Below are 25,094 nucleotides of genomic sequence, written 5' to 3'. Positions count from 1 at the left end.
GCTGCGAAGCGGCCGTAAAACCTGAGACCCGGGGCTATCTGATAAAACCAGGTGTCTGATTTTGCGACTGCTTCGCAGCCGATCGCAGCCTCGCTTCGCTCCTCAGCGGCTACAAGGTGTAGGGGACGGGGGCAGGTTAATCCTGCAACGCCTTGTGCGCGGTCTCCCGACTGGCCAGCATCGCCACCAGTGCCACAGCCGCGGCGGCCAGCAGGTACCAGGCCGGGGCCATTTTGTTGCCGGTCATATGGATCAGCCAGGTGGCTATAAACGGCGCCGTACCGCCAAACACCGCGTTGGCCACGTTGAAGCTGAAGGCAAAACCGCTAAACCGGACCCGCGTCGGGAAGATCTCGGCCAGAAAGCACGGCAAGGTGCCGTCGTTCATCGCCAGGATGGCGCCGAAGGCAATCTGGATCATCAGGATCACCACCAGCGACGGGTTGTCCAGCATCCCGAACAGCGGAAAGGTCAGCAGCAGGAACATTACCGACGCACTGACCAGCATGGTCTTGCGCCCGTAGCGGTCCGAGAGCTTGCCCATCAGGAAGATCAGGCCGATATAGGTCGCCAGCGATACCGTGGACGCGATAAATGAATCATTTTCGCTCATGCCCATCTCGGTTGACAGGTAGGTCGGCATGTAACTGAGCAACAGATAGAAAGCCACCGCATTCAGGCAGGTCACGCCGATGCCGATCAGTACCGGCCGACGATGTACAGTGAGCAACTCACGCACTGGAGCATGGGTTGCGCACTCCTTGGCTTCCAGACGCTTTTCCATCTCCAGGAACTTGGGCGAGTCCTGCAAATGCACGCGGATATAGCGCCCCACCAGGCCAAAAGGTGCCGCCAGCAGAAACGGCATGCGCCAGCCCCAGTCGTGCAGGTTCTCAACCGTCATCAAGGCATGCATGCCCGCGACAAACATCGCCCCGAACAACAGACCAGCTGCCGTGCTTGCGGGCACGATGCTGGTGTAGAAACCGCGCTTGCCCTCAGGGGCATACTCGGCCAGGAACGCCGAAGCCCCTGCATATTCCCCTGACGCCGAAAAACCCTGCACCAGACGAATCAACAACAGCAACACCGGTGCCCACAGGCCGATCTGGTTATAGGTGGGCAATATACCGATGCAAAAAGTCGCCACGGTCATGATCAGGATCGACCACGACAAGGCGCTGCGTCGCCCGTACTTGTCGCCAAAATGCCCCCATACCAGACCACCGAACGGGCGCACGATAAACGACAGGGCAAATACAGCGAAGGTAGCCAGCAGCCCTGTGGTGGTGTCGGTTTGCGGGAAGAACGTCAGGGCGATGACCGTCGCCAGATAGCCATAAGCGGCGTAGTCGAACCACTCGACAAAGTTGCCCATAAAGCTGGCCGTGGCGGCGCGGCGCAACGCCTTGCGCTCGCTGAGGCGCTCGACTTGCTGTTCGGGGGTCAGGGGTAGAGCCAGGGTTGCGCTTGGGATGCTCATTGGGCACCTCCGGGGATAGAGGTGCGGGAGTGAAAAGCGGTCAGCAACGTCGGGACATGGGACATGACAGATACCCTCATTGTGTTCTTTTTGGCAGGGGTAAACAGGTCAGAAAACGCTGCGCAGTCTGTGTGCGCATGCGCGGGTGTTTGGCTGGGCCCGACTTCTTGTGGGTGCTGGCTTGCCTGCTCCCACAAAAAGGGGCTGAAGATTACTTTTTAATGATGTTGTGCTGCGGGCCATACGGGAAGTGGGTGATGTTTTCCCCGCCCTGTTCGTTGACGATCAGGATGTCGTGCTCGCGATACCCGCCCGCGCCCGGACGGCCTTCAGGGATCATGATCATCGGTTCGATGGACACCACCATGCCCGGCTCCAGTACCGTGTCGATATCTTCGCGCAGCTCCAGCCCGGCTTCGCGACCATAGTAATGGCTCAGGGTGCCAAAGGAGTGACCATACCCGAAGGTGCGGTATTGCAGCAGGTCGTGCTCCAAGAAAATTTCATTGAGCTGCAGGGCTATGTCCGAGCACTTGATGCCGGGCTTGATCAGCTTCAAACCGGCCTCGTGAACCTTGACGTTGACCTCCCACAGGCGCAGGTGCTCGTCCGAGCAATGGTCGAGAAACAGGGTGCGCTCCAGCGCCGTGTAGTAACCGGCAATCATCGGGAAGCAGTTGAGGCTGAGGATATCGCCCTTGTTCACCTTGCGGCTGGTGACCGGATTGTGCGCGCCGTCGGTGTTGATCCCCGACTGGAACCAGGTCCAGGTGTCCATCAGTTCGGAGTCCGGGAAGGTACGGGCAATTTCGCGCACCATCGCCTGGGTGGCATGCAGCGCCACTTCATATTCGGGCACCTGGTCGCGCAAAGCCTCGACGATGGCCGCGCCACCGATATCGGCAATCCGTGCGCCGTGGCGGATGACCGCGTGTTCTTCCGCCGACTTGATCATGCGCATGCGCATGCATGGCGCAGCGATGTCCACAAATTCGGCCTGGGGGTAGCGGCTGGCGAGCTTGTCGCGATTGAGCAGGTTCATATGGTCGAACTCGATACCGATGCGCCCCGCCTTGGGCAGCGCCTGCTGGATGGCGACAAAGTAGTTGTCGCGCTGCCAGTCGGTGTACACGATGTTGTCGGTGCCCATTGTGCGGCGCCACGGCTGGCCACCGTCGATATTGGCGCTGATGGTCACGGCGCTGTCCTGGGTAACCACCAGTGCGTAGTTGCGGCCAAACGAGCAATACAGGAAATCGCTGTAGTAGTTGAGGTTGTGGTACGAGGTGAACACCGCGGCATCGATATTGTTCTGCGCCATATAGGCCCGCAACTTGCCCTGGCGGTTGGCGTACTCCTGGGCCGAGAATGTAGGAGTGACTTTTTCGCCGTTCTTGATCTGGATGGTTTTCGGCATTTGCATGGCATGTATCCCTGTCATTGATCGAGCGTCAGAAGCCGCCGGCAGGCGGGTCGTTGAGGAACATTCGAACAGATACAGGCAGGGTTTTTTTGTGCGAATCCGACCTGTAGTTGATCAGATCCGCTGTGCCTGACGGCCCCTCTTTGCTTGATAGCAATTGCGCAGTACCGCCCATTCTGGGATATTCGCAAATGTGAAATATTCTCATTAGAGCCCCATGACCACTTCCCCCCGGTTACTTCTCGTCGAAGACGACTTCAGGCTGCGCCACGATCTCGAACAGCACCTGCTGCAACGCGGCTTTGCCGTCACCAGCTGTGTCGATGGCATTCAGGGGCTGCGTGCCTTGCAAGGCGAGCGCTACGATCTGGTGCTGCTCGACATCATGCTGCCCGGCATGGACGGGCTGGCCCTGCTCGAAGCCCTGCGCCAGCAGCAGGACGTACCGGTGATGCTGATGTCGGCGCTAGGCAACGAGCAGGATCGCATCACCGGGTTCACCCGCGGCGCCGATGACTACCTGCCCAAGCCTTTCAGCCTTGCCGAACTGGACGCCCGCAGCGATGCCCTGCTGCGGCGCATGGCCATGTTGCAGCGCCCGCCGCCGTCGCCGTCCAACCCGTTGCTGAGCTTCGATGAGCAGGCCCGGGACGTGCTGCACAACGGCCAGAGTGCAGGCCTGACCCACTCCGAATTCCGCCTGCTGATGACCCTGCACGCACATGGCGGCGAGCCCTTGAGCAAGGCATTTCTCTACCAGCAGGTGCTGCACCGCATCTACACCCGGCTGGACCGTGGCCTGGATGTGCATGTGTGCAATGTGCGGCGCAAGCTGGCAGCCATTGGCGCCCGGCATCTGCAGATCCAGGCCGTGCGTGGCCAGGGCTATATCCTGGTCGACATGGAAAAAACCTGATGCGTCGCCATCCCTTGTTATGGAAACTGGCCCTGCTGCAAATCGCCTTCTGCCTGCTGCTGACGTGGATCATCTGGATCTGGGGGGTGTCGGCCGAGCGCCGTACCTACTTTCTCTCGGCTGCTGACCAGCAGTACCTGGCCGACTATGCACAGCAGGCTGAGGGCATCTGGCACAGCCAGGGCACGCCCGGGCTGGCGCGTTTTACCGAACAGCTGGCGGCCAGCGAGGGCACCTGGGTAACCGTGCTGGGGCCAACCCTGCAAAGCCTGAGCAATACCCCGCTCAACGCCGAAAACTATCGCCAGCTGACCTTTATGCGCCAACTGAACTGGCCCATGAGCCGACGCCTGCAGGACGAGTTGCCCTATGTCAGCATCCCCTTTCCGGGGCAGCCAGAGCAGGGCCAGCTGGTGCTGCAGCTGCCCGAACGGCTGTTGCCCGGCGGCCTGACCCCCTGGACCCACGTCCTCAGCCACGGCGTGATGCCAACCCTGCTGGCCGCCCTGCTGGGGCTGCTGATCTATCGCCATCTGGTGCTGCCGCTCAACCGTTTGCGTGACCGCGCCGACGCCTTGCGTGCCGATGACCTGGACAGCGAAGCACCCTCGCCGCTGATCGAACGCCGGGACGAACTGGGCGAGCTGGCCCATGCCTTTGAACACATGGCCGGGCGCTTGCGCCAGAGCCTCAACCAGCAGCGCCTGCTGCTGCGCACCCTGTCCCACGAACTGCGCACCCCGCTGGCGCGCCTGCGCATCGCCCACGACAGTCATCTGCCCGTGGAGCAAATGCGCCAGCGCCTGGACCGGGAAATCGACGATATGCAGCGCCTGCTCGAAGACACCCTCAACCTGGCGTGGATGGACACCGAGCGCCCGCAACTGGCCAGCGAACCGGTGCTGGTGCTGTCGGTGTGGGAAGCCCTGTGTGAAGACGCCTGCTTTGAAAGCGGCTGGCCAAGTGAACGCCTGCCCTGCCTGCTGGGCCTTGATTGCTGTGTGCAGGTGCACCTCGACAGCCTGGCCCAGGCCCTGGAAAACCTGCTGCGCAATGCCATTCGCCATTCACCGCCCGGCGCCAAAGTGACCTTGAGCGGCTGGCGTGAAGGTGATGCCTGGCACCTGTGCCTGAGCGACCAAGGCCCCGGCGTCGACCCGCAGGACCTGGCCAGCCTGTTCGTGCCCTATCAGCGCCTCAAGGGTTCGATAGGCGAAGGCTTCGGCCTGGGCCTGGCGATTGCCCAGCGTGCCGTCGAGCTGCAACAGGGTCGGCTGTGGGCGAGCAATGGCGAGCCGGGGTTGTGCATGCATATGCTGTTGCCAGCTGCGCGCCCCCCTGACTGAAACACAAAACCCTGTGGGAGCGGGCTTGCCCGCGATGCCGCCAGCGCGGTTCAACAGGCAAACAGCGGCGATCCCATCGCGGGCAAGCCCGCTCCCACAGTGAAGTGTTTAGAAAGTTAATGCGCTTTACTCTCAATTAGCAGTCATTATCATTCGTGATCTTCCTGTATCAGGCTGTCCCGGAGATCACTCGATGTTGCAACAAGCGCTGCGCCCTATCGCCCCCTTCGTTCTGTCCAGCTGCTGCTTGCTGGCCAGCTCCGTGCATGCCGCCAGCGCTCTGGAGCTGGAAAACACCAACGTGGTCGCCACGGCCCTGGAAGAAACCAAACAGGCCCCGGGCGTGTCGGTCATCACCGCCGAAGACATCAAGAAACGCCCGCCGGCCAACGACCTGTCGCAAATCATCCGCACCATGCCCGGCGTCAACCTCACCGGCAACTCCACCAGCGGCCAGCGCGGCAACAACCGCCAGATCGACATTCGCGGCATGGGCCCGGAAAACACCCTGATCCTGGTCGATGGCAAGCCGGTCAACAGCCGCAACTCGGTACGCTACGGCTGGCGCGGCGAACGCGACAGCCGTGGCGATACCAACTGGGTGCCGGCCGATCAGGTAGAAAGCATCGAAGTACTGCGCGGTCCGGCTGCAGCCCTCTACGGCAACGGTGCGGCAGGGGGCGTGGTGAATATCATCACCAAACAGGCCGGGGCCGAAACCCACGGCGACGTCACGGTTTATTCCAACTTCCCGAGCCACAAGGACGAAGGCGCCAGCAAACGCGTGAGTTTCGGCCTCAACGGCCCGCTCACCGACAACCTGAGTTATCGCGTGTACGGCAATATCGCCAAGACCGACCCTGATGACTGGGATATCAACGCCGGCCATGAATCGGCCCGTACCGGCAACCAGGTCGGCACCCTGCCCGCCGGCCGCGAAGGCGTGCGCAACAAGGATGTCAACGGCCTGCTCAGCTGGCGCATGACCCCGCAGCAGACCCTCGACTTCGAGGCCGGCTACAGCCGCCAGGGCAACCTCTATACCGGCGATACGCAAAATACCAACAGCAACGCCTACGTCAAAAGCCTGCTGGGCCACGAGACCAACCGCACCTACCGCGAAACCTACGCCCTGACCCACCGTGGTGAATGGGACTTTGGTAACAGCATGGCCTACCTGCAATACGAAAAAACCCGCAATACGCGGATCAACGAGGGCCTGGCAGGCGGCACCGAAGGGATTTTCAGCAATGGCGACTTTTACACCGCAGTGTTGCGCGACCTTACCGCCCACGGCGAGGTCAACCTGCCGCTGCACGCAGGCTACGACCAGACCCTGACCCTGGGCAGCGAATGGACCCAGCAAAAACTCGACGACCCCAGCGCCAATACCCAGTCCACCAGCGAAGGCGGCACGGTCGCGGGCCTGAGCAGCAGCAACCGCAGCACCGCGTCCTCAGCACAGATTTTCTCGCTGTTCGCCGCCGACAATATCGAGCTGCTACCGGGCACCATGCTCACCCCGGGCTTGCGCCTGGACCATCACAGCGTGGTCGGCAACAACTGGAGCCCGTCGCTCAACCTGTCCCATGCCCTGACCGACACCGTCACCCTCAAGGCCGGTATCGCCCGAGCCTACAAAGCGCCGAACCTGTACCAGCTCAACCCCGACTACCTGCTCTACAGCCGCGGCCAGGGCTGCTACGGCCAGAGCACCAGCTGCTACCTGCAAGGCAATGCCGACCTCAAGGCCGAAACCAGCGTCAACAAGGAACTGGGCATCGAGTACAAGGACAACGGCGTCGTCGCTGGCCTGACTTACTTTCGCAACGATTACAAAAACAAGATCGAGTCCGGCCTGAGCCCCATCGGCAATGCCGTGGGCGGTACCGGCAGCTACGCCAATGCAGCGATCTATCAATGGGAAAACGTGCCCAAGGCACTGGTTGAAGGCCTCGAAGGAACCTTGACCCTGCCCCTGGCACCCCAAGTGACCTGGACCAACAACTTCACCTACATGCTGCAATCGAAAAACAAGCAGACCGGTGACGCCCTGTCTGTCACGCCGCGCTATACCCTCAACTCCATGCTCGACTGGCAGGCCACCGACGACCTGTCGTTGCAAGCGAGCGTTGCCTGGTACGGCAAACAGACGCCGAAAAAATACGATTACCACGGCGACCGAGTAACCGGCACCGCCAACAACCAGCTCTCGCCTTATGCCATTGCCGGCATCAGCGGCACCTACGCCATTACCGCCAACTTGAGCCTGACCACGGGTATCGACAACCTGTTCGACAAGCGCCTGTTCCGTGAGGGCAACGCCCAGGGTGTGGCCAATATCGCCGGGGCCGGTGCTGCGACGTACAACGAGCCGGGGCGCACGCTCTACACCAGCCTGACCGCTTCGTTCTGACTCTGACGAGATCGCCTGATGAGAAACCTCACCCTGCCCCTGGCCCTGCTGCTTGCCCTGGCCCTGCCGGGGCAAGCGGCCCAGGCCCGGCCAGCGCCTGACCAGCCGATGGACACCCGCCTGCTGCAACGCACCGACCTGGACTACCGCTTCAGCCGCTTGCTGATCGACTCGGCCGACGGCCAGCGGCACTATCAGCTGTGGATCGGACGGCCCAACGTCGCGCCGCCGAAAAGCGGCTACCCGGTGGTCTGGATGCTCGATGGCAATGCCGCCGTCGGTACACTGGATGCCGATCTGCTGCGAGACCTCGCCCGCGGCAAGGCACCGTTGCTGGTCGCCATCGGTTACCGCACACCGCTGCGCATCGAGCGTACGGCCCGCACTTACGACTACACCCCGAACAGGCCCGGCGTTGCGGAGCAAACCGACCCGCTGACCGGGTTACCCAGTGGTGGCGCGGACGAATTCCTTGACCTGCTGCGCAATCGCCTGCGCCCGGCGGTGGCGGCCAAGGCGCCGCTCAACCTGCAGCAGCAGACGTTGTGGGGTCACTCCTACGGCGGTCTGCTGGTGCTGCACGCCCTGCTTACCCGCCCCGCTGAATTTGCCCATTATGCAGCGGCCAGCCCGTCGCTGTGGTGGACCGATATCCGCCCCGGTGCCGGCTTCAAGCAACGCATGAACGGGCACAAGGCCGATTTGCTGCTGATGCGCGGCACGGCCGAACCCGGCAACCCGCGTGGCCCGAGCAACGACGAGCCAGACAGACTGATCCGCCAGTTGGCGGGTGAACTGAGTGATATCCCGGGGCTGGCGGTTGACTATCAGACATTCGACGGCATGGGCCATGGCGAAACCCTGTCGGCGTCATTGCGGCGGGTATTGCAGAACTTGTAGCTGCTGGCGGCCCAGCCAACTTTTGTGGGAGCGGGCTTGCTCGCGATGGCAGCGCCTCGGTTGGTCTGGCAGACTGCAGCGCCTGTATCGCGAGCAAGCCCGCTCCCACAAGGTATGGGGCGGTGTCCATCTACCCTGGAAGTTTACGTGTTTGAATTAACCAGCTATCTGGGCCTGTTCCTCGCCGCATTCGGCGCTGCATCGCTGCTGCCCATGCAATCGGAAGCCGTGCTGGTTGGCATGCTGTTGTCCGGCAAATATGTCGCCCTGACCCTGCTGGCAGTCGCCACCCTGGGCAATGTGCTGGGCTCGGTATTGAATTGGCTATTGGGCCGCTCAGTCGAGCGCTTTCGGCACAAACGCTGGTTCCCGGTCAGCGCGCAAAAGCTCGACAAGGCCCGGCATTTCTATCTGCGTTATGGGCGCTGGTCACTGCTGCTGAGCTGGGTGCCGATTATCGGCGACCCGCTGACCATGATCGCCGGGGTCATGCGCGAGCCGCTGTGGCGTTTCGTGCTGATCGTGACCCTGGCCAAAGGCGCCCGCTATCTACTGCTGACAGCGGCCACCCTGGGCTGGTCTTAGGCCACGGCGGGGATCAAACCGGTTCTGCGGCGATGCGGTTTTCCATCACCGGCGGGTACTCTGGCAGCCAGGACAGCGGCATCAACTGGCTGTATTTCTGATAGAAACACGCCTGAATACGTCCGCGAATCTGCTCAAGCTGTTCAATCAGCCCTGTCAGTGCCAACTGTTGCGAAACCAGGCGAATTTCATCCTCGGCAGTATCGCTGTCAGGTAACCGGATCGCCTGCAGGGCTATGGTTTCACTGAAATACGCAGGTACCCGCCGGCCATTGCGATACAGCTGGTTCTCGGCGCGGTAACACTGCACAAGCCCGGCCAGAATCATCTCGGCCTTGTTCAACCCGCTGGCCAGACGCGGTTTCACATTGCGTTTTTCGTCCAGTGCCGACTGGTAACTGACCAGTTGCTCATTGCACGCCAATACATCCGCTTCAAGCTTCTCAAGGTACTCGCCCTTGAGCGCCAGCAACTCGTTGCGCACATCAGCAATTTCATCCTGATAAACACTCAAGGCTTCATTGCGACGCTTTTGCTGTTTGCCAAAACCACCATGGTTTTGTGCCTTGAACGCACACAGTTCGGCCTCACGCTCCCGTGCACTGTATTCCAGGCGCTGCAAGCGGACTGCGTAATCACTCACCAGGCTGTTGGCTGCACGCTCGAAGTCTTGGTCAACATGCACGCAGTTGCTCACCATACGGGTGATATCCAGTGTATCGAGGCGCTTTTCGATCAAGGCGATCCATGACTCGGCCCAGGCCAGGGCCTTGTCACGTTCCGATTCAAGCGTGACGCGGATCTTTTCTTCGACAGCCGTCAACCGGGTGGCTTCTACAGGCGGATAGCCCTGTTCCCCGTGACGCCGGGCTTGCTCAATGATGTTGAGATCACGCTTGAGGCTTTCGAACTCGGGCGCTGTCAGCAATGGCTTGCCTGCGCGCTCATGCGTGCAGTCAGCCTGCCCCAAAATATTCAACAACCTTTTGAATAACTGCATGGTGTTCGCTCCGCTAAACCCTTGATCTCAATAGCCGGCACTTCAGATGAGCATCATCATGCCAATGCCTTTGCATAACAACAACAGCTTAGTAGCACTTTGCTATCTGCGCAGGCAAAACCGTTGAAAAACAGCGCTATGGCGAATGATTCCTGATGCTAGATCTATAAATTGACAGCTCTGTCAACTTATTAAAAGTTCATTCAGGCAACCCTGCGCCGCCATCACCCTTCAAGTAAATGACTACAAAATTTGTGAAATACGCCGCTTTTAACCGCAAACATGAGTTTAGTTTCGATATTAAAAAAAACAAAAAAATACACAAAATCTGAAATCAAAATGAAACAGCACCCCTCTACCTTTGCAACCTGTCACTTGAGACAGGTTTTGCACGCTTTACGCTCTGGCAAACCACAAGTGAGAAATCTGAACGGATGGTCAGCTTTTATGACCCCCTCTGTGGACTGGAGTGCATGTGATGCGAAGCTGGGAAGAACCTAAGAAAAAACGCCTGCATATCGAGATCATTCCGATGATCGACGTCATGATGTTTTTGCTGGTGTTTTTTGTATTGATCAGTCTCAACGTGATCCCGGCACTCGGCATCAAGACTCAGTTGCCCGGCGCCGCCCACGCCCAGCAGCTCAAGCCGCAAAACAAGGCAGTGATCACCCTGGGCCTGCAAGACCGCCTGCAACTGGATGGCCAGGATCTCAACCAGAACGATCTGGTGGCACAACTCAAGGCCATGGAAAAACCTGACGAGAAGATGGTGATCATCCTCAACAGCGATGCCGGGGTTGAAGTGGCACGCCTGGTGAGCGTGATGGATGTGCTCAAGGGCAGCGGTTTTTCATCCGTGTCCATCGCGACCCGGAAGCTGTAGGCCATGTCGGTTTTTTTCAAATCACGCAAAGCCATCGCCTGCCTGCCAGCTATTTGCCTGCTGGCCGTCGCGGTGCACAGTGCAATGAACACGGACCTGAAGATCACGCCCAAGTACGACGACAGCAGCGTCGAAGTGGCCCTGGTCGACCTGGATGAGTTGATGCCACCACCACCGCCGCCTGAACCCGAGCCCGCAGAGGCCGTCGAGCTGCCGCCGCCCGTCGAGGAAGTGGTCGAGGCTGTAGTGATCGAGCCGCCGCCACCGCCCAAACCCAAGCCACCGGCTCCAAAACCGCCGCCCAAGCCCAAACCGCAAGTGGCCAAGGCCGCGCCGCCGGCCAAAACACAAGCCGTGGTGCAAGCTCCCGCGCCGGTGCCAGCACCCTCCCCGGCCCCGGCCGCCCCGGTAGCACCCGCTCAGCCAGTAACCCAGGCCCCACGCGCCAACCCGGCAGACCTGGAGAGCCGCTATATCGCCCGGCTGCTGGCGGAGCTGGAGAAATACAAGCAATACCCGCGAGGTCGCGAAGCGTCACTGCAACGCCCCCAAGGCAATGTGGTGGTGTGGTTGCTGGTTGACCGCAGCGGCAAGGTGCTCGACTCGGGCATTGAAAAGAAGGCGACCAACATGCTGCTCAATCGCGCCGCACAAACCAGCTTGCAACGCCTCGACAAAGTGGTGCCCTTCCCCGAGGAAAGTTTCTCGGGCAAGGACAAATACCGTTTCAGCGCCACGCTTGTATACAACTTGGAACCATAACTAAAAGCATTTCAGCTCTGACACTTACGCTTAGGGGAAACTGTTTTGAAACTCAATACTTTATTCGCAACGCTACTGGCCGTTGGGGTTGGCGGCTGGACGCTATCTACGCTGGCGGAAGATACCGTTGATATAGGCAAGGTCAATGTCACCGGGCAGAGTCTGGGCAATGGCCTGATGGTCGAAGAAGACAGCGCCAAGGGCCGCTCCACTGTGACCAAGGAGGCGATGGACGAAATGGCACCCACTGCCAACGCCATCGACAAACTCAAGTACACCCCCGGCATCAACGTTTCCAGCACCGACGCCTCGGGCGTGAGCGGCACCAGCTTCACCATGCGCGGGATGAACTCCGATCAGGTCGGTGTGTCCTCGGACGGTATCCCGATCAACGATTCCGGCGACTATGCGGTGTATGCCAACCTGCTCGGCGACCCGGAAAACCTCGGTGAAGTATTCGTCACCCAGGGCTCTTCGGAAATCGACGGCCCGCATATCGGTTCCAGCGGCGGCAATATCGGCCTGGTGACCCTGCGCCCGACCAAGGACTTCGGCGTCTTTGTCAAACAGTCGGTTGGTTCCAACAGTTTGAACAAATCATTTGCGCGGATTAACACCGGCGATCTGAATGGTTTTAAAACCTTTGTCTCGGCCTCCCATACCGAAGGCGAAAAATGGCGTGGCAAAGGCACCGTGCGCGCCGACCGGGTTGAATGGAATACCTTGTTCGAAGATGGCAATGGCAACTCGACCAATGCCATCTTTAAATACAGCACCCAGGAAAACTACAACTACAACACCCTGAGCAAGGCACAGTTCCAGAAGTCGGGCCGTGGCCTGGACTATGCCGAAATCCCGATCTACAACAGCAGCGGCAAGTTGACCCAGTACTACAAGATCAACCGCAACCCGTTTGAAAATGCCTCGGCGTCCCTGACCCAGCGCTTTCAGTTGCGTGACGATCTGGCGCTGACCATTGCGCCCTACTACTTCTGGTCCAATGGCGGCAGTTTCAGCGGCCAATCGGCGACCGGGCTGTCTTCTACCAGCGACAAGGCCGGCAACTTCGACCTCAGCGGGCTGGCCTACGACACCTACTACCGCCCTTCATGGACAGAGAGCTGGCGCCCGGGCGTGACCACCAAACTGAAGTGGGACTTCAACGAAGCACACAGCATCGATGTCGGCTACTGGTACGAACGCGCCCGCCAGCGCCAGACCCAGCCTTTTATCAGCATCACCGAAAACGGCACGCCGGAAGATATCTGGGGCGATTACAACAGCGGCAACCAGCTCACCGACAAAAATGGCGCCACCGTCCAGGGCCGCCATCAGTACACCGTCACCCCGGCACAAAAAATCTGGGCCCAGGACGTGTGGACGGTCACCCCTGACCTGACCCTCACCGGCGGCATTGCCTACCAGTACGTCGAGCGCGACGGCAACAACCTCGGCAGCCTGTACAGCGCTCCCGAAAAACGTGACGCCAGGTACCACGAGTTTTTGCCCAACTTCAGCGCGCGTTATCAGATCAACGAGCAGAACCAGGCGTTCTACAACGTCACCCGCAATATGCGCACACCGCCCAACTATGTGCTCTACAACGCCGGCGATTCGATCAGCCTGGCGCCGGAGCTGAGCTGGAACCAGGAACTGGGCTGGCGCTTCACCCAGGACGACATGCTGCTGAGCGCCACCCTGTTCCATATCTCGTACAAGGATCGCCAGCTGTCGACCACCAATGCCGACGGTGACTACGAAATGCTCAACGTCGGCAGCGTGGTCAACAAGGGCCTGGAGCTGGAGTGGAGCGGCCTGCTGCCCTACAACTTCAACTATTACACCTCCTATACCTACACCAGCGCCGAGCAGCAGGACGACGTGACCACGCGCAACAAGGAACTGCCCACCTCCGGCAAGCAACTGGCCAACGTGCCGAAAAACATGCTCAACGCCAGCCTGGGTTACGACAACAAGCGCTACTACGGCAACGTGGCCGCCAAGTATGTGGGCAGCTACTACGGCGACCTGACCAACGACCAGGAAATCTCCGGGCGCACCACCTTCGATATCAACGCCGGTGTGCGCCTGCCGGTGGACAAGAAGATCCTCAAGTCGGCGGCCATTCGCGTCTCGATGCTCAACGTGTTCGACAAGGAATACCTGTCATCGGCGCGCACCGTGGTGCTCAACGCCGCACCGGTCAACGGCCTCAGCGCCGCCACGCCGTACTACAACGTCGGTGAAGAACGCACTGCGATGGTCTCTTTCGAAGCCAGCTTCTGACCCCGCACCCGGGCCTGCCAGCACGGCAGGCCCGGGTCATGAACGTATTTAGAGGACACCCCGAATGAACATGAATCTGCTCCACGACATCACCTTCTACGTCATGTACGGCGCTGCGGCCCTGGCCGCGTTTGTGGTCGTGGAACGCTGCATCTTTTTCAGTTACTCGCTGCGCAAGGCACGCCAGTTGCTCCCGGCAATCAACGCCCGGGTGCGCAGTGTCGATGACCTGCCAAAGGCCCTGACAGAACGCGACAGCCTGCCCCTGCAACTGGTCTCGCAGATCTATGACGGGCGCCGTCACCTGCACTCGCATCAGGAGCTGGAAGACCTTGCCCAGGCTATCTATATCTCGATGCGCGGGCGTCTGTCGCACAGCCTGTGGATCCTCGAAGCGGTGGTGGCCGGCGCGCCATTGCTGGGTTTGCTCGGCACCATCATGGGCATTATCGATACCTTCAAGGCCCTGGCTGAAGCCGGGGTATCCGACCCGGGTGAAGTGTCCCGCGGCATCGGCACGGCGCTGTATGCCACCGCACTGGGTATCGCCATCGCCCTGGTGGGCATGGTCTTCAACAGCCACCTGCAGGATCGCCTGGAACTGATCAACGATAACCTCAAGATGCTCCTGCTGCGCGCGGGCATTGGCACGCAATACGTCGCCACGACTGCGCCCGACGCCGTACACGTCGGTCAGCCGCGTACCGCCTGACCCACATCGAGGAGCCCCCATGTCCAATGTACTTTCGCGCCTGCACAGTGCCAGCCTGGTCATCCCGCTGGCGCTGGTGCTGGGTGCCTGCCAGCAGCCGGCCAAACCGGTCGATGTAAATATTGCCGCGATCAACGACTTTCACGGCAATCTGGCCGCCACCCCGTTCACCTATGCCGATGCCACGGCGCCAACTGGCAAGGTGTCACTCAAGGCCGGGGGCATCAACGCCCTCAGCGGCGTGGTTGGCGAACTGCGTAACAGCGACCCGCAACTGCTGTTGATTGGCGCGGGCGACATGATCGGCGGCAGCCCGCCGATGTCTTCGATGTGGGCCGATGAACCGACGCTCGAAGCCCTCGGTGAACTGGGGCTCAAGTTCAGTGTGGTCGGCAACCATGAACTGGATCTGGGCAAGCTGGAGTTGCAACGCCAGATCAATGGCGGCTGCGTGTCGCCGCGCCCGGACAAGGCCTGCCAGTTTGACAACAACTACAGCGGCACGCGCTTCCCCTATATGGCGGCCAACCTGATCGACGCGCAAACCGGCAAACCACTGCTGCCCGCCTACCGTATCGAGCAGGCCAACGGCGCCAAAATCGCCTTTGTCGGCGCGGTGTTGCGCGACCTCCCGGCCTATGTCAGCCAGCAGAGCATGGACGGCCTGTACACCATTGACGAGGCCGAGGCGATCAACGCGCAACTGCCCGAACTGCGCAAACAGGGGGTGGATGCCGTGGTCGCGGTGATCCATCAGGGCGGTGAAACCGCCGAACGCTTCGACCAGCAGGATTGCAGCCAGCTCAAGGGCGATATCGTCGACGTGGCCAGGCGTCTGGACCCGCAAATCAAAGTGGTGGTCACCGCCCACACCCACCAGGGCTACCTGTGCCGCCTGGGTGACAAGCTGATCACCCAGGGCAGCTCGTTCGGCCGCCTGCTGACCCATATCACCCTCACCGTGGACCCGGTCAACCACCAACTACTCGATGCCAAGGCACAAAACATCGTGGTCGACCCCGCGCGCTACCCGCCGCTGGCGGAAATTGCCGCATTGCAAGCCGATATCGAAGCGCGCAGCAACGCACACCTGAACAAGCCGGTCGCGCGCATTGCCACCCGCGAAATCACCCGCACCCTCAACGACGCCGGCGAGTCGGCCATGGGTGACCTGATTGCCGACGCGCAACTGCACGCCACCCGTGCCCTGGGCGCAGACGTGGCATTGACCAACCTGGGTGGGATCCGCACCGACCTGATACTCGAACCCGGCCAGCAACACCTGACCTATGGCCAGGTAGCCTCCGTGCAACCGTTCAACAACACCCTGAACATCCTTACCCTCAGCGGCACCCAGCTCAAGCAACTGCTGGAACAGCAATGGCAGAACAACGGTTTCGGTTTTTACCCCTTGCAACCATCGGCCTCCCTCACCTATCGCTGGGATGCCAGTAAGCCCCAGGGCCAGCGAATTCTTGCCGACAGCCTGAAAATCAATGCTAAACCGGTGTTGCCCGAGCAGCGCTACCGGGTCACGGTCAACTCGTTTATGGCCGGTGGTGGCGACAACTTTACCGTCCTCAACCAGGCCAGCCAGCGGGTGGATACCGGCCTCAACGATCTACAGGCACTGGTCGATTATCTGCAAGCCCGCGACCATACCGGCCAGCCTGCCGGAGCAGACGCGGCGCAACAACGGATTGAAAAAGTTGGCCAGGCCCTGGCTGAGACCACCGCGAGCAACGGCCCATGAACCGCAGCCCTGAAGCACAGGCGCAGTTCGAACGCCTGTTGCCCGAAGCGATCGCCGCCGCACGCGCGGCCTGGTGCCCGCACTCGGACTTCCCGGTGGGTGCGGCATTGCTGACCCTTGATAAGCACATCATCCGTGGCTGCAATGTGGAAAACGCCTCCTATGGCCTGACCAACTGCGCCGAGCGCAGCGCCCTGTTCAGCGCCATTGCCCAGGGCCATGCCCCCGCCAGCTTCAAGGCGATGCTGGTGTATGCCCCCAAAGTGGCGCTGATCGCCCCGTGCGGCGCCTGCCGCCAGGTCATGCATGAACTGATGAGCGCTGGCTGCCCGGTGTATTGCGTCGGCCACGATGCGACGGCCGCCCGCGACTGGACGGTCGAGCAATTGCTGCCCGGTGCCTTCGGTTTCTGAACGGCTGCGACCTTGATGCGCAACAGACGGGAATATGCTCAATGAGCTTTATTGGAGTGGTGGTTTTGATTGCTCTGGCGGTGCTGTTGTCCAGTAACCGCCGGGCGATCAAGTTGCAGACCGTCGTCGGGGCATTCGCATTGCAGGCAGGCCTGGGCGCCTTCGCCCTCTATGTGCCGTGGGGCCAGGCAACCCTGACGGCGATCAGCGAATCGGTAGCCCGCTTGCAAGACTATGGTAATGAAGGCATCAGCTTTGTGTTCGGGCCGTTGGCAGGTAGCCAGATGAGCGAAGTGTTTGGCAGCCAGGGTTTTGTATTTGCGATCAAGGTGCTGCCGTTGATTGTGTTTTTCAGCAGCTTTATCGCCATCCTCTATTACCTGGGCATCATGAGTGTGGTCATCCGCGTGATCGGCGGCGGCTTGCAACGGGTGCTGGGCACCAGCCGTACCGAGTCGATGTCGGCCACGGCGAATATATTTGTCAGCCAGTCCGAAGCGCCCATTGTGGTGCGCCCGTTTCTGGACGGCATGACCCGCTCCGAACTGTTCGCGGTGATGGTCGGCGGCATGGCTTCGGTGGCAGGTTCGGTGCTGATCGGCTACGCCAGCCTGGGCGTGGAGCTTAAATACCTGATTGCCGCCAGCTTTATGGCCGCCCCCGGCGGTTTGCTGATGGCCAAGCTGATGGAGCCGCAAACCGCTGTACCGCGCGACAGCTTCAGCGATATCGAAATCTACCCCGACGACAAACCCGCCAATGTCATCGACGCCGCCGCACTGGGGGTCAGTAACGGCCTGCAACTGGCCCTGAATGTGGGCGCAATGCTGCTGGCCTTTATTGCCCTGATTGCCCTGCTTAACGGCATCCTGGGCTGGGTGGGCAACTGGTTCGGCTTTGCCCACCTGAGCCTGCAACTGATCCTGGGGCATGTGTTTGCGCCGCTGGCTTTTGTCCTCGGTGTGCCGTGGAGTGAAGCGATGGTGGCAGGCAGTTTTATCGGCGAAAAACTGGTGCTCAACGAGTTCGTCGCCTATGTCGATTTCGCGGCCTATCTTGACCCGGTACAAGCCGCCGCCAAAGGCATCCAGGTGCTGTCGGGGCCCACCCAGGTGATCGTCACTTTTGCCCTGTGCGGTTTTGCCAACCTGTCGTCGATAGGCATCCTGCTGGGCAGCCTGGGCGTCATGGCGCCCTCCCGGCGTCAGGATATCGCCCGCCTGGGCCTGCGCGCCGTGATCGCCGGGACCCTGTCCAACCTGATGAGTGCTGCGTTGGCAGGGGTGTTTATTTCCCTGTGAACCCAATCCCGCCTTGAGCCACTCACAGTACAGGCTGACTCCCACCATCAAAAAAACTGTATCCCGGAAAAACACCTATGATTTTTTTGCGTAATCCGCTGTTGATCGCCCTTGGCGCCCTGTTTTTGAGCGCCTGCACCCACCACACCGAACCTCAGGCCGCACGCGTCTCGCTGATGACCTGGAACGTCGAAAACCTCTTCGACACCGAGCACGATGCCGGCAAGCAAGACTTCGCCTACCTGCCCCTGAGCGTGAAACGCGCCCACCCGGAGTACCTGGCCAGCTGCGCCAAAATCGAAGTCCGGGCGTGGCGCAAGGAATGTGAAGAAAACGACTGGACCCAGGCCTTGCTCGATGAAAAGCTCAAACGCCTGAGCGCAGTGATCAAGCAGATCGACCAGGGCCGCGGCCCGGACATCCTGATGCTCAATGAAGTCGAGAACATCGCGGTGATCGAACAGCTCAACGCGCGCCTTGATCAGTCCGGCTACCAGACCCGCGTGCTGATCGAAGGCCAGGATGAACGCGGTATCGATACCGCCGTGCTTAGCCGCCTGGCGCAATGGGACAGCGCCCGCCTGCACACTGTGCCCTACCAGGCGCTGGGCAATGACGACCCGGCGCGGGTCAGTAAAACCCGGGGTATTCTCGAGGTACGCCTGTTGTTGCCCGACGGTCAGAAGGCGGCGATTTTCTCCCTGCACCTGCCCTCCGGCGGCGCCCCGGGCTACCTGCGCCAGCAGGCCGTGACCTACCTGGCCCAACTCAAGCGCGAGCTGCCCGCCGATGTGCTGCCCATTGTCGGCGGCGATTTCAATATCAATGCCGGCGAAGAACAACAGCACGGCTATATCGCCAAAGACCTTGCCAGCACCTGGGCGGTGTCCCAGTTGATCGGCTGCCAGGGTTGCAAGGGCAGTTACTACTACCACAGCAAACGCGAGTGGTCGTTCTTCGACATGCTTCTGTTCCCGCCGCAAATGACCAGCGCCAGCGGTTTCAACGGCTGGCAGGTCGACCCGCAGAGCATTCGCCTGGTCCATCAGAGCCCGTATCAGGTCAACCGCTGGGGCTCGCCGGCGCGCTTCGATGGCGGCCGTCGCGGCGAAGGCGTTTCAGACCATTGGCCGTTGTACGCCGAGATCTTTCGCAACGGCAATTGATCTATGCTCACTGTCTGCCTCGCACCTCATCGCCTTAAGTCAGGAACCCGATGACCAACCCCAAAGTAAAGATCCGCCGCAAGAACATAGAGAAGATCCTGCTGGCGGCCGAGAAGGTGTTCGCCGAGCAGGGCTATGCCGGAACCAAGATGGCCGATATCGCCCAGCAAGCGCAGCTGCCGCGCTCCAACCTGCATTATTACTTTTCCACCAAGGACGAGCTGTACCGCGAAGTATTGGTCAACCTACTGGACACCTGGGAACTGGAAGGCGCGTGTTTCGAGAATTTCGACGATCCGCGGGTGGTGCTCACCAGCTACATCATGGAAAAGATGAACCATTCACGCACCCGCCCCCACGGTTCCAAACTGTGGGCCAACGAAATCATGCGCGGTGCGCCGCTGTTCCAGGACATGCTCGACGAGCACATGGCCAAGGGCGCCAAACTCATGGAGCTGAAAATACGCCAGTGGGTGGACGACAAGCGTATCAACCCGGTCGAGCCCTCGGCGCTGCTGTACATGATCTGGGCTTCGACCCAGCACTATGCCGACTTTGACTATCAGGTCTGCGCACTCAACGGCCATCAGCCGCTGTCCGACCAGCAGTTTTATCAGGCGACACAGACCATTACCGCCGTGATTCTGCGCGGCGTGGGGCTGAGCCTGTAAACATTCTGCTGCCGATCAAGGGCTCTTTGTAGCAGCTGACTCGCGGAGCGAGGCTGCGTCCGGCTGCGTAGCGGCCGTGAAGCCAGGGAGTCGGGTCCAACTGGCACACCGCAAGCGTCTGGTTTTACGACTGCTGCGTCGCAGTGGCGCACCAAACCGGACGCAGCCTCGTACTACTCGTCAACTGCTACAGGTGCAAGCGTAATCCGGGTGTGAATTCGATAGCCGCAGCCGATCGCAGCCTCGCACGGCTCGTCAACGACTACAAACTGCAACGGTCCTGTTTTGGTGGTTAGCGCTGCATGCCCCAGCGCTTGACCGTGACCCGTTCCAGGGTATCGAACACCAGGTTCTCCACCAACAGGCCAATCAGGATGACCACCGCCAGACCGGCAAATACCTTGTCGGTGTACAGCTCGTTGCGGTTCTGGAAGATGTACCAGCCCAGGCCACCCTTGCCGCTGGTGGCACCAAATACCAGTTCGGCTGCGATCAGCGTGCGCCAGGCAAAGGCCCAGCCGATTTTCAGGCCAGCGAGAATCGAGGGCAGCGCCGCCGGAACAAGGATAAACAGCACAAAGCGAATCCCCTTCAGCCCGTAATTGCGCCCGGCCATGCGCAAGGTCTCCGACACCCCGAGGAATCCCGCATAGGTGTTCAGCGCCAGGGCCCAGAGCACCGAATGCACCAGCACGAAGATCAGGCTGTTCTGCCCCAGGCCGAACCACAACAGTGCCAGCGGCAACAGGGCAATGGCCGGCAGCGGGTTGAACATCGAGGTCAAGGTACTCAGCAGATCACGGCCCAACTGGGTGGAAACCGCCAGCGTCGTCAGGGCAAACGCCAGCACGATGCCGATCAGGTAGCCCTTGAGCAACACCACCAGGGAAATGCCCACCTTGCTCAGCAATTCACCGCTGATCAGGCCGTCATACAGCGCACTGGCGGTTTGCAGAAACGTTGGCAGCAGCAAGTCGTTGTTCTGGTAGCGGGCCACCAGTTCCCACAGCACTGCCAGCACGATCAGGATCAGGCTCTTGCGCAACCAGCCCTGCTGCCACAGGCGCTGGCCCAAGGGCAGTTCACGCTCAAGCGGCACGCTCAGCAAAGGCTCCAGGACCACTTCATATTCCTGGCGTACAGATGATGATTGGCTCATCGGGCAATCCTCCACGGCTCAATAAGCGATACGGATATCGGCGAAGTTCAACGGTTGTTCGCCGCTGCCGGCGTCAGCTTCATCGAACAGCAAGCGATGGATGCGTTGCGCCGTATGCTGAAATTGCGCACCGCCAAGGCTGTGCAGGTTGTATTGATGGCTGTTGATCTCGGCCCGCACCCGTCCCGGATGCGGCGACAGCAGCAGGATACGGTTGCCGACCACCAGCGCTTCTTCGATGGAGTGAGTGACAAACAGCAGGGTAAAGCGCACCTCCTCCCAGAGCAGCAGCAGTTCTTCCTGCATCTTGCGTCGGGTCAGGGCATCGAGGGCGGCAAAGGGTTCGTCCATCAACAGGATTTTCGGCTGCATGGCCAGGGCCCGGGCAATGGCCACGCGGGCCTTCATGCCACCGGACAAGGTATGCGGGTAAGCATCGACAAACGCGGCCAGGCCGACCTTGTCCAGATAATGCAGGGCCCGTTCCTCGGCCTCGCGCCGCGGCAGGGTTTTCGACGCCAGTAGCGGGAACATCACGTTTTGCTTGACGGTTTTCCAGGGCGGTAGCTGGTCGAACTCCTGGAACACCACCATGCGGTCCGGCCCCGGCGCCGTCACAGGCTGGCCTTGCAGGCGGATCTGCCCTTCGCAGGGGGCATGAAAACCGGCCACGGCCTTGAGCAATGTCGACTTGCCGCACCCCGAAGGACCCAGCAGGATAAAGCGGTCGGCCGGATCGATTTCAAAACTGACCTGATGAGTCGCCCGCACCACACGCTGGGGCGTGCGGTACTCGAGACTGACCCGGTCGACCGACAACAGGGCTGGCCCTGTTGCGCTCAAGTGGCTGGCCGTGTGGCCTTGCACGCAGGCATTCATTATTGTCAGCTCCCCTGCAGCGGTTTTGCGTCCTGGAAGAAGTAATCCTTCCAGGAATCAGGTTTGTTTTTGATTGCCCCCACGCGGTACAAAAATTCGGCCAGCGGGTAGGTATTTTTCGGCGTCACGCTGAACTCGTACTGCGGGTTGTCGATGATTTTCAGCAGCTCGGCGCGGTCGATATTGGCCTTGGTCACCCGGATATAAGTGTCCGCAGCAGCACCCTTGTCGTTCTGGGCAAACTCGGCGGCTTCAGCCAGGGCCTCGACAAAAGCCTTGTAGGTTTTCGGGTTGTCGTTGCGGAATTTCTCGGTGGCAAACAGCACCGTTGGCGAGTTGGGGCCGAGCAAGTCGTAGGTGTTGAGCACCACATGCACGTTGGGGTTTTTCAGCGCCTGGTCCTGGAACGGCGGGTTGGAAAAATGCCCGCTCAGCTCCGTGCCACCGGCGATCAGCGCAGCGGTGGCATCCGGATGCGGGACAGCGATGGTGTATTTGTCCAGGCGGTTGAAGTCCTTGTCGCCCCACTGCTTGGCAGCCGCGTATTGCAGAAAGCGCGACTGCACTGAAACGCCTACGGCCGGTACCGCGATACGGTCTTTTTCGGTGAAGTCGGCGATGGTCTTGACCTGCGGATTATTGCTCAGCAGGTAGTACGGAAAGTTGCCCAGCGAGGCCACGGCCTTGACGTTCTGCTTGCCGTGGGTGCGGTCCCAGATGGTCAGCAGCGGGCCGACCCCGGCCCCGGCAATATCGATGGAACCGGACAACAAGGCATCATTGACTGCAGCACCGCCGGACAACTGAGTCCAGTCGACCTTGATATCGATGCCCTCCTCCTTGCCGTGCTTTTCAATCAGGTTCTGATCGCGCACCACATTGAGCAACAGGTAAACAATACCGAACTGCTCGGCAATCCGGATTTCACCTTCGGCCCGGGCGACATTCGGCGCCACAAGGCTGCCGGCAAGCAGGCTGATACTCAGGCCCAGACTTGCGGCCACGGTTTTGAACGATGCGGGCATGGCAATGCTCCTTGAAATGAGTCAATCAGAAAGGCGCGTTGCCCTGGATGGTGGTGCGATAGAGCTTGCGGCGCAGATGGGTTGGGCATCCGGCGGCGAGATGGATCAGCGAGCGGTTGTCCCAGAACACCAGGTCATGGGGCTGCCACTGATGGCGGTAGATGTTCTGCTCCAGCACGCTGTGGGCGTAAAGCTCGGCCAGTAACTGGCGGCTCTCGTCCTCGGGCAGGCCGACAATGCGAGTGGTAAAGCCTTCACTGACAAACAGCGCCTTGCGGCCGTTTTCCGGGTGGGTACGCACCACCGGGTGTACCACCTCGTTCACCTGCGCCAGTTGCTCCGGGGTCAGGGTCGGGCGCCAGTTGCCTTCGAATTTTGTTTCGCTGTAGCGCGCCGTATACGAATGCGCGGCCGAGCGCCCTTCAACCGCCTTGCGCAAGGTTTGCGGCAAGCCGTCCCAGGCTTTGTGCATATCGGCAAACAGGGTATCGCCGCCCTCGGCGGGCAGCTCCTGGGCATGCAGCATCGAGCCCAGGCTTGGCAGTTCTTTATAAGACAGGTCCGAGTGCCAGAATTTACCCGCATCGCCCAGGCCGATGGACTGACCGTTCTCAATGATGTTGGAGACGATAAGAATTTCCGGGTGACCGGTCAGCAAAAACTGCTTGAGCACATGGATCTGCAAGATGCCGAAGCGACGGCTGAAGTCGATCTGCTGCTGCGGGGTAATGCGCTGGTCACGAAACACCAGAACGTGATGTTCCAGATGAGCGCGATGGATACGCGCAAAGTCCTGGTCACTGACCGGCAGCGCCAGATCCAGACCGATGATCTCGGCTCCCACGGCGCCGTTGAACGGGCGGATGTCGAAGGCTTGAGGGGCGATGCTCAGGGCAATCGCAGAGGCAGACGGTGCAGACATAAATCACTCCCACGCAGGGCACGCCCAATGGCGCGCTGATCGATCAGAAACTCACGGAGGCTCCGTGCTGGTTCATTTCGTGCGGCGCGTCGATTGGTCGACCTGTACGCAGGGGTATGACTTTATAGATATAAGAAATTAAGTTTAAATACTTTTATTGCATAAGCATATGAGCGCTTGCCCGGCTTTTTTCAGCCGCGCCGTTAAAGAGCCAGCGCAACCTGCCGATGGCCTGTAAGACAACGAGTCTAAAGGACGCATCGACATGGTTGGCAGCATCAATCCCCTGGCATCGAGCCTGAACATTCAGAGCACGCCCGCCGCTACGGCCAGTAAGGCGACGGACAGCACCGCCGTAAGTGATGCCGGCGCGACGGCCACCGAACAGGTCAAGCCGCGGGCAGCGCGAGACGCCAATGCAGCACCGCCGGCTGACACGGATGACGACAGCTCGGACACGGTCAAGCAAATTAAAAAGCAGATCGCGCAGTTGCAAAAGCAACTTCAGCAGCAGATGCAGGCGCTGCAGAGCATTCAGGCCAGTGACCAGAACGAGGCCAGCAAGGCCGCGGCAGTGGCTGGCGCGCAGGCCCAAGTGACGGCGACGGCAGCGGCCTTGCAGGCGGCGACGGCCGCCTTGCTGCAAGCACTGACGGCCCAGGGCAGCGGCAGCTCGGGGTCGATGGTCAGCACGTCGGCATGAAGGGTGACAGGTAATCCCGGTAGAGATCCGGTATTACAATCGAGTGGCTACAACGCCAAACTCTTGTGGTTCCGGGCTTGCTCGCGATGGCATCGCTGCGGTGTACCTGCCAGACCGTGTTGTCTGCGTCGCAGGCAAGCCAGCTCCCACAGGTTATGCATGGCCAGCAGAATTCACGGCTTGCAGGATCATTGTGGGAGCGGGCTTGCTCGCGATGGCATCGCCGCGCAATACCTGACAGACCGCATCGCCTGCATCGCAGGCAAGCCAGCTCCCACAGGTTATGCATGGCCAGCAGAATTCACGGCTTGCAGGATCATTGTGGGAGCGGGCTTGCTCGCGATGGCCTCGCTGCGCAATACCTGACAGACCGCGTCGCTTGCATCG

General features: G+C 60.5%; 22 protein-coding genes. 15 read left to right on the top strand and 7 right to left on the bottom strand.

Annotated elements, in window-relative coordinates:
- Positions 1–136 precede the first annotated feature (136 nt).
- Positions 137–1,483 (bottom strand): MFS transporter, encoded by a 1,347-nt coding sequence (locus tag AB3G35_RS13795; protein ID WP_369781630.1) that lies wholly within the window; start codon positions 1,481–1,483, stop codon positions 137–139.
- 211 nt (positions 1,484–1,694) lie between these two features.
- Entirely contained in the window at positions 1,695–2,906 is a 1,212-nt protein-coding gene (locus AB3G35_RS13790; protein ID WP_369781629.1) for a M24 family metallopeptidase, read from the bottom strand.
- 217 nt (positions 2,907–3,123) lie between these two features.
- Between AB3G35_RS13790 and AB3G35_RS13785 the strand changes: the two genes are divergently transcribed.
- The 5 genes from AB3G35_RS13785 (at position 3,124) to AB3G35_RS13765 (ending at position 9,069) form a co-directional block, all read left to right on the top strand.
- Complete coding sequence (locus tag AB3G35_RS13785; RefSeq protein WP_086796809.1) at positions 3,124–3,822, top strand: response regulator transcription factor; 699 nt, start codon at positions 3,124–3,126, stop codon at positions 3,820–3,822.
- Positions 3,822–5,168 carry a histidine kinase sensor domain-containing protein gene (locus AB3G35_RS13780; protein WP_369781628.1) on the top strand — a complete coding sequence of 449 codons (1,347 nt, stop codon included), beginning with the start codon at positions 3,822–3,824 and terminating at the stop codon, positions 5,166–5,168. Before AB3G35_RS13785 ends, AB3G35_RS13780 begins: the two co-directional genes overlap by 1 nt.
- Positions 5,169–5,361: 193 nt before the next feature.
- The gene (locus AB3G35_RS13775) at positions 5,362–7,584 is read left to right on the top strand and encodes a TonB-dependent siderophore receptor (protein WP_369781627.1); all 2,223 of its coding nucleotides are present in this window, start codon (positions 5,362–5,364) and stop codon (positions 7,582–7,584) included.
- An 18-nt stretch (positions 7,585–7,602) separates the two neighbouring features.
- Positions 7,603–8,484 (top strand): alpha/beta hydrolase, encoded by an 882-nt coding sequence (locus AB3G35_RS13770; RefSeq protein WP_369781626.1) that lies wholly within the window; start codon positions 7,603–7,605, stop codon positions 8,482–8,484.
- Between the two features lie 147 nt (positions 8,485–8,631).
- Positions 8,632–9,069 carry a YqaA family protein gene (locus AB3G35_RS13765; protein WP_016780719.1) on the top strand — a complete coding sequence of 146 codons (438 nt, stop codon included), beginning with the start codon at positions 8,632–8,634 and terminating at the stop codon, positions 9,067–9,069.
- A 13-nt stretch (positions 9,070–9,082) separates the two neighbouring features.
- Here the strand turns inward: AB3G35_RS13765 and AB3G35_RS13760 are convergent, their stop codons facing one another.
- Positions 9,083–10,069: a hypothetical protein gene (locus AB3G35_RS13760; RefSeq protein ID WP_095040544.1), complete on the bottom strand. Its 987-nt coding sequence runs from the start codon at positions 10,067–10,069 to the stop codon at positions 9,083–9,085.
- A 478-nt stretch (positions 10,070–10,547) separates the two neighbouring features.
- On the opposite strand from AB3G35_RS13760, the gene AB3G35_RS13755 reads away from it, so the two are divergent.
- The 9 genes from AB3G35_RS13755 (at position 10,548) to AB3G35_RS13715 (ending at position 20,019) form a co-directional block, all read left to right on the top strand.
- On the top strand, positions 10,548–10,955 hold the full coding sequence (locus AB3G35_RS13755; protein ID WP_016780717.1) for a biopolymer transporter ExbD: 408 nt from the start codon (positions 10,548–10,550) through the stop codon (positions 10,953–10,955).
- A gap of 3 nt (positions 10,956–10,958) precedes the next feature.
- Complete coding sequence (locus AB3G35_RS13750; RefSeq protein WP_369781625.1) at positions 10,959–11,717, top strand: energy transducer TonB; 759 nt, start codon at positions 10,959–10,961, stop codon at positions 11,715–11,717.
- A gap of 45 nt (positions 11,718–11,762) precedes the next feature.
- Entirely contained in the window at positions 11,763–14,003 is a 2,241-nt protein-coding gene (locus tag AB3G35_RS13745; protein ID WP_369781624.1) for a TonB-dependent receptor family protein, read from the top strand.
- A 64-nt stretch (positions 14,004–14,067) separates the two neighbouring features.
- Positions 14,068–14,715 carry a MotA/TolQ/ExbB proton channel family protein gene (locus tag AB3G35_RS13740; protein WP_016780714.1) on the top strand — a complete coding sequence of 216 codons (648 nt, stop codon included), beginning with the start codon at positions 14,068–14,070 and terminating at the stop codon, positions 14,713–14,715.
- Positions 14,716–14,734: 19 nt separating this feature from the next.
- A complete protein-coding gene (locus tag AB3G35_RS13735; protein WP_369781623.1) occupies positions 14,735–16,468 on the top strand; it encodes a bifunctional UDP-sugar hydrolase/5'-nucleotidase in 1,734 nt (577 codons plus the stop codon).
- Positions 16,465–16,881 carry a cytidine deaminase gene (gene cdd, locus AB3G35_RS13730; RefSeq protein ID WP_369781622.1) on the top strand — a complete coding sequence of 139 codons (417 nt, stop codon included), beginning with the start codon at positions 16,465–16,467 and terminating at the stop codon, positions 16,879–16,881. The genes AB3G35_RS13735 and cdd overlap by 4 nt, the downstream gene beginning before the upstream one ends.
- A gap of 41 nt (positions 16,882–16,922) precedes the next feature.
- Positions 16,923–18,182 (top strand): NupC/NupG family nucleoside CNT transporter, encoded by a 1,260-nt coding sequence (locus AB3G35_RS13725; protein ID WP_369781621.1) that lies wholly within the window; start codon positions 16,923–16,925, stop codon positions 18,180–18,182.
- 77 nt (positions 18,183–18,259) lie between these two features.
- On the top strand, positions 18,260–19,348 hold the full coding sequence (locus AB3G35_RS13720; RefSeq protein ID WP_134048261.1) for an endonuclease/exonuclease/phosphatase family protein: 1,089 nt from the start codon (positions 18,260–18,262) through the stop codon (positions 19,346–19,348).
- Between the two features lie 50 nt (positions 19,349–19,398).
- Positions 19,399–20,019, top strand: a complete 621-nt coding sequence (locus AB3G35_RS13715) for a TetR/AcrR family transcriptional regulator (RefSeq protein ID WP_134048259.1) — start codon at positions 19,399–19,401, stop codon at positions 20,017–20,019.
- 292 nt (positions 20,020–20,311) lie between these two features.
- Here the strand turns inward: AB3G35_RS13715 and AB3G35_RS13710 are convergent, their stop codons facing one another.
- The 4 genes from AB3G35_RS13710 to AB3G35_RS13695 are packed head-to-tail and all read right to left on the bottom strand — an operon-like array spanning position 20,312 to position 24,004.
- Positions 20,312–21,178 (bottom strand): ABC transporter permease, encoded by an 867-nt coding sequence (locus tag AB3G35_RS13710; protein WP_086796764.1) that lies wholly within the window; start codon positions 21,176–21,178, stop codon positions 20,312–20,314.
- An 18-nt stretch (positions 21,179–21,196) separates the two neighbouring features.
- Entirely contained in the window at positions 21,197–22,057 is an 861-nt protein-coding gene (locus tag AB3G35_RS13705; protein ID WP_369781620.1) for an ABC transporter ATP-binding protein, read from the bottom strand.
- A gap of 5 nt (positions 22,058–22,062) precedes the next feature.
- On the bottom strand, positions 22,063–23,082 hold the full coding sequence (locus AB3G35_RS13700; protein ID WP_016780706.1) for an ABC transporter substrate-binding protein: 1,020 nt from the start codon (positions 23,080–23,082) through the stop codon (positions 22,063–22,065).
- A 25-nt stretch (positions 23,083–23,107) separates the two neighbouring features.
- A complete protein-coding gene (locus AB3G35_RS13695; RefSeq protein WP_134048252.1) occupies positions 23,108–24,004 on the bottom strand; it encodes a TauD/TfdA family dioxygenase in 897 nt (298 codons plus the stop codon).
- A gap of 265 nt (positions 24,005–24,269) precedes the next feature.
- Between AB3G35_RS13695 and AB3G35_RS13690 the strand changes: the two genes are divergently transcribed.
- Positions 24,270–24,707: a hypothetical protein gene (locus AB3G35_RS13690; protein ID WP_029611386.1), complete on the top strand. Its 438-nt coding sequence runs from the start codon at positions 24,270–24,272 to the stop codon at positions 24,705–24,707.
- Positions 24,708–25,094 lie beyond the last annotated feature (387 nt).

The sequence above is a fragment of the Pseudomonas sp. WC2401 genome, from assembly GCF_041200115.1.
GTDB lineage: Bacteria > Pseudomonadota > Gammaproteobacteria > Pseudomonadales > Pseudomonadaceae > Aquipseudomonas > Aquipseudomonas fragi.
This window is presented reverse-complemented; position numbering and strand designations above follow the sequence as displayed.

Bases quoted from the DNA above. Each gene is read 5' to 3' on its own strand.
- AB3G35_RS13760 (WP_095040544.1), bottom strand. From the start codon at position 10,069: ATGCAGTTATTCAAAAGGTTGTTGAATATTTTGGGGCAGGCTGACTGC.
- cdd (WP_369781622.1), top strand. From the start codon at position 16,465: ATGAACCGCAGCCCTGAAGCACAGGCGCAGTTCGAACGCCTGTTGCCC.
- AB3G35_RS13755 (WP_016780717.1), top strand. From the start codon at position 10,548: ATGCGAAGCTGGGAAGAACCTAAGAAAAAACGCCTGCATATCGAGATC.
- AB3G35_RS13735 (WP_369781623.1), top strand. From the start codon at position 14,735: ATGTCCAATGTACTTTCGCGCCTGCACAGTGCCAGCCTGGTCATCCCG.
- AB3G35_RS13715 (WP_134048259.1), top strand. From the start codon at position 19,399: ATGACCAACCCCAAAGTAAAGATCCGCCGCAAGAACATAGAGAAGATC.
- AB3G35_RS13705 (WP_369781620.1), bottom strand. From the start codon at position 22,057: ATGAATGCCTGCGTGCAAGGCCACACGGCCAGCCACTTGAGCGCAACA.
- AB3G35_RS13795 (WP_369781630.1), bottom strand. From the start codon at position 1,483: ATGAGCATCCCAAGCGCAACCCTGGCTCTACCCCTGACCCCCGAACAG.
- AB3G35_RS13780 (WP_369781628.1), top strand. From the start codon at position 3,822: ATGCGTCGCCATCCCTTGTTATGGAAACTGGCCCTGCTGCAAATCGCC.
- AB3G35_RS13790 (WP_369781629.1), bottom strand. From the start codon at position 2,906: ATGCAAATGCCGAAAACCATCCAGATCAAGAACGGCGAAAAAGTCACT.
- AB3G35_RS13690 (WP_029611386.1), top strand. From the start codon at position 24,270: ATGGTTGGCAGCATCAATCCCCTGGCATCGAGCCTGAACATTCAGAGC.
- AB3G35_RS13750 (WP_369781625.1), top strand. From the start codon at position 10,959: ATGTCGGTTTTTTTCAAATCACGCAAAGCCATCGCCTGCCTGCCAGCT.
- AB3G35_RS13720 (WP_134048261.1), top strand. From the start codon at position 18,260: ATGATTTTTTTGCGTAATCCGCTGTTGATCGCCCTTGGCGCCCTGTTT.
- AB3G35_RS13725 (WP_369781621.1), top strand. From the start codon at position 16,923: ATGAGCTTTATTGGAGTGGTGGTTTTGATTGCTCTGGCGGTGCTGTTG.
- AB3G35_RS13775 (WP_369781627.1), top strand. From the start codon at position 5,362: ATGTTGCAACAAGCGCTGCGCCCTATCGCCCCCTTCGTTCTGTCCAGC.
- AB3G35_RS13695 (WP_134048252.1), bottom strand. From the start codon at position 24,004: ATGTCTGCACCGTCTGCCTCTGCGATTGCCCTGAGCATCGCCCCTCAA.
- AB3G35_RS13710 (WP_086796764.1), bottom strand. From the start codon at position 21,178: ATGAGCCAATCATCATCTGTACGCCAGGAATATGAAGTGGTCCTGGAG.
- AB3G35_RS13740 (WP_016780714.1), top strand. From the start codon at position 14,068: ATGAACATGAATCTGCTCCACGACATCACCTTCTACGTCATGTACGGC.
- AB3G35_RS13770 (WP_369781626.1), top strand. From the start codon at position 7,603: ATGAGAAACCTCACCCTGCCCCTGGCCCTGCTGCTTGCCCTGGCCCTG.
- AB3G35_RS13700 (WP_016780706.1), bottom strand. From the start codon at position 23,082: ATGCCCGCATCGTTCAAAACCGTGGCCGCAAGTCTGGGCCTGAGTATC.
- AB3G35_RS13785 (WP_086796809.1), top strand. From the start codon at position 3,124: ATGACCACTTCCCCCCGGTTACTTCTCGTCGAAGACGACTTCAGGCTG.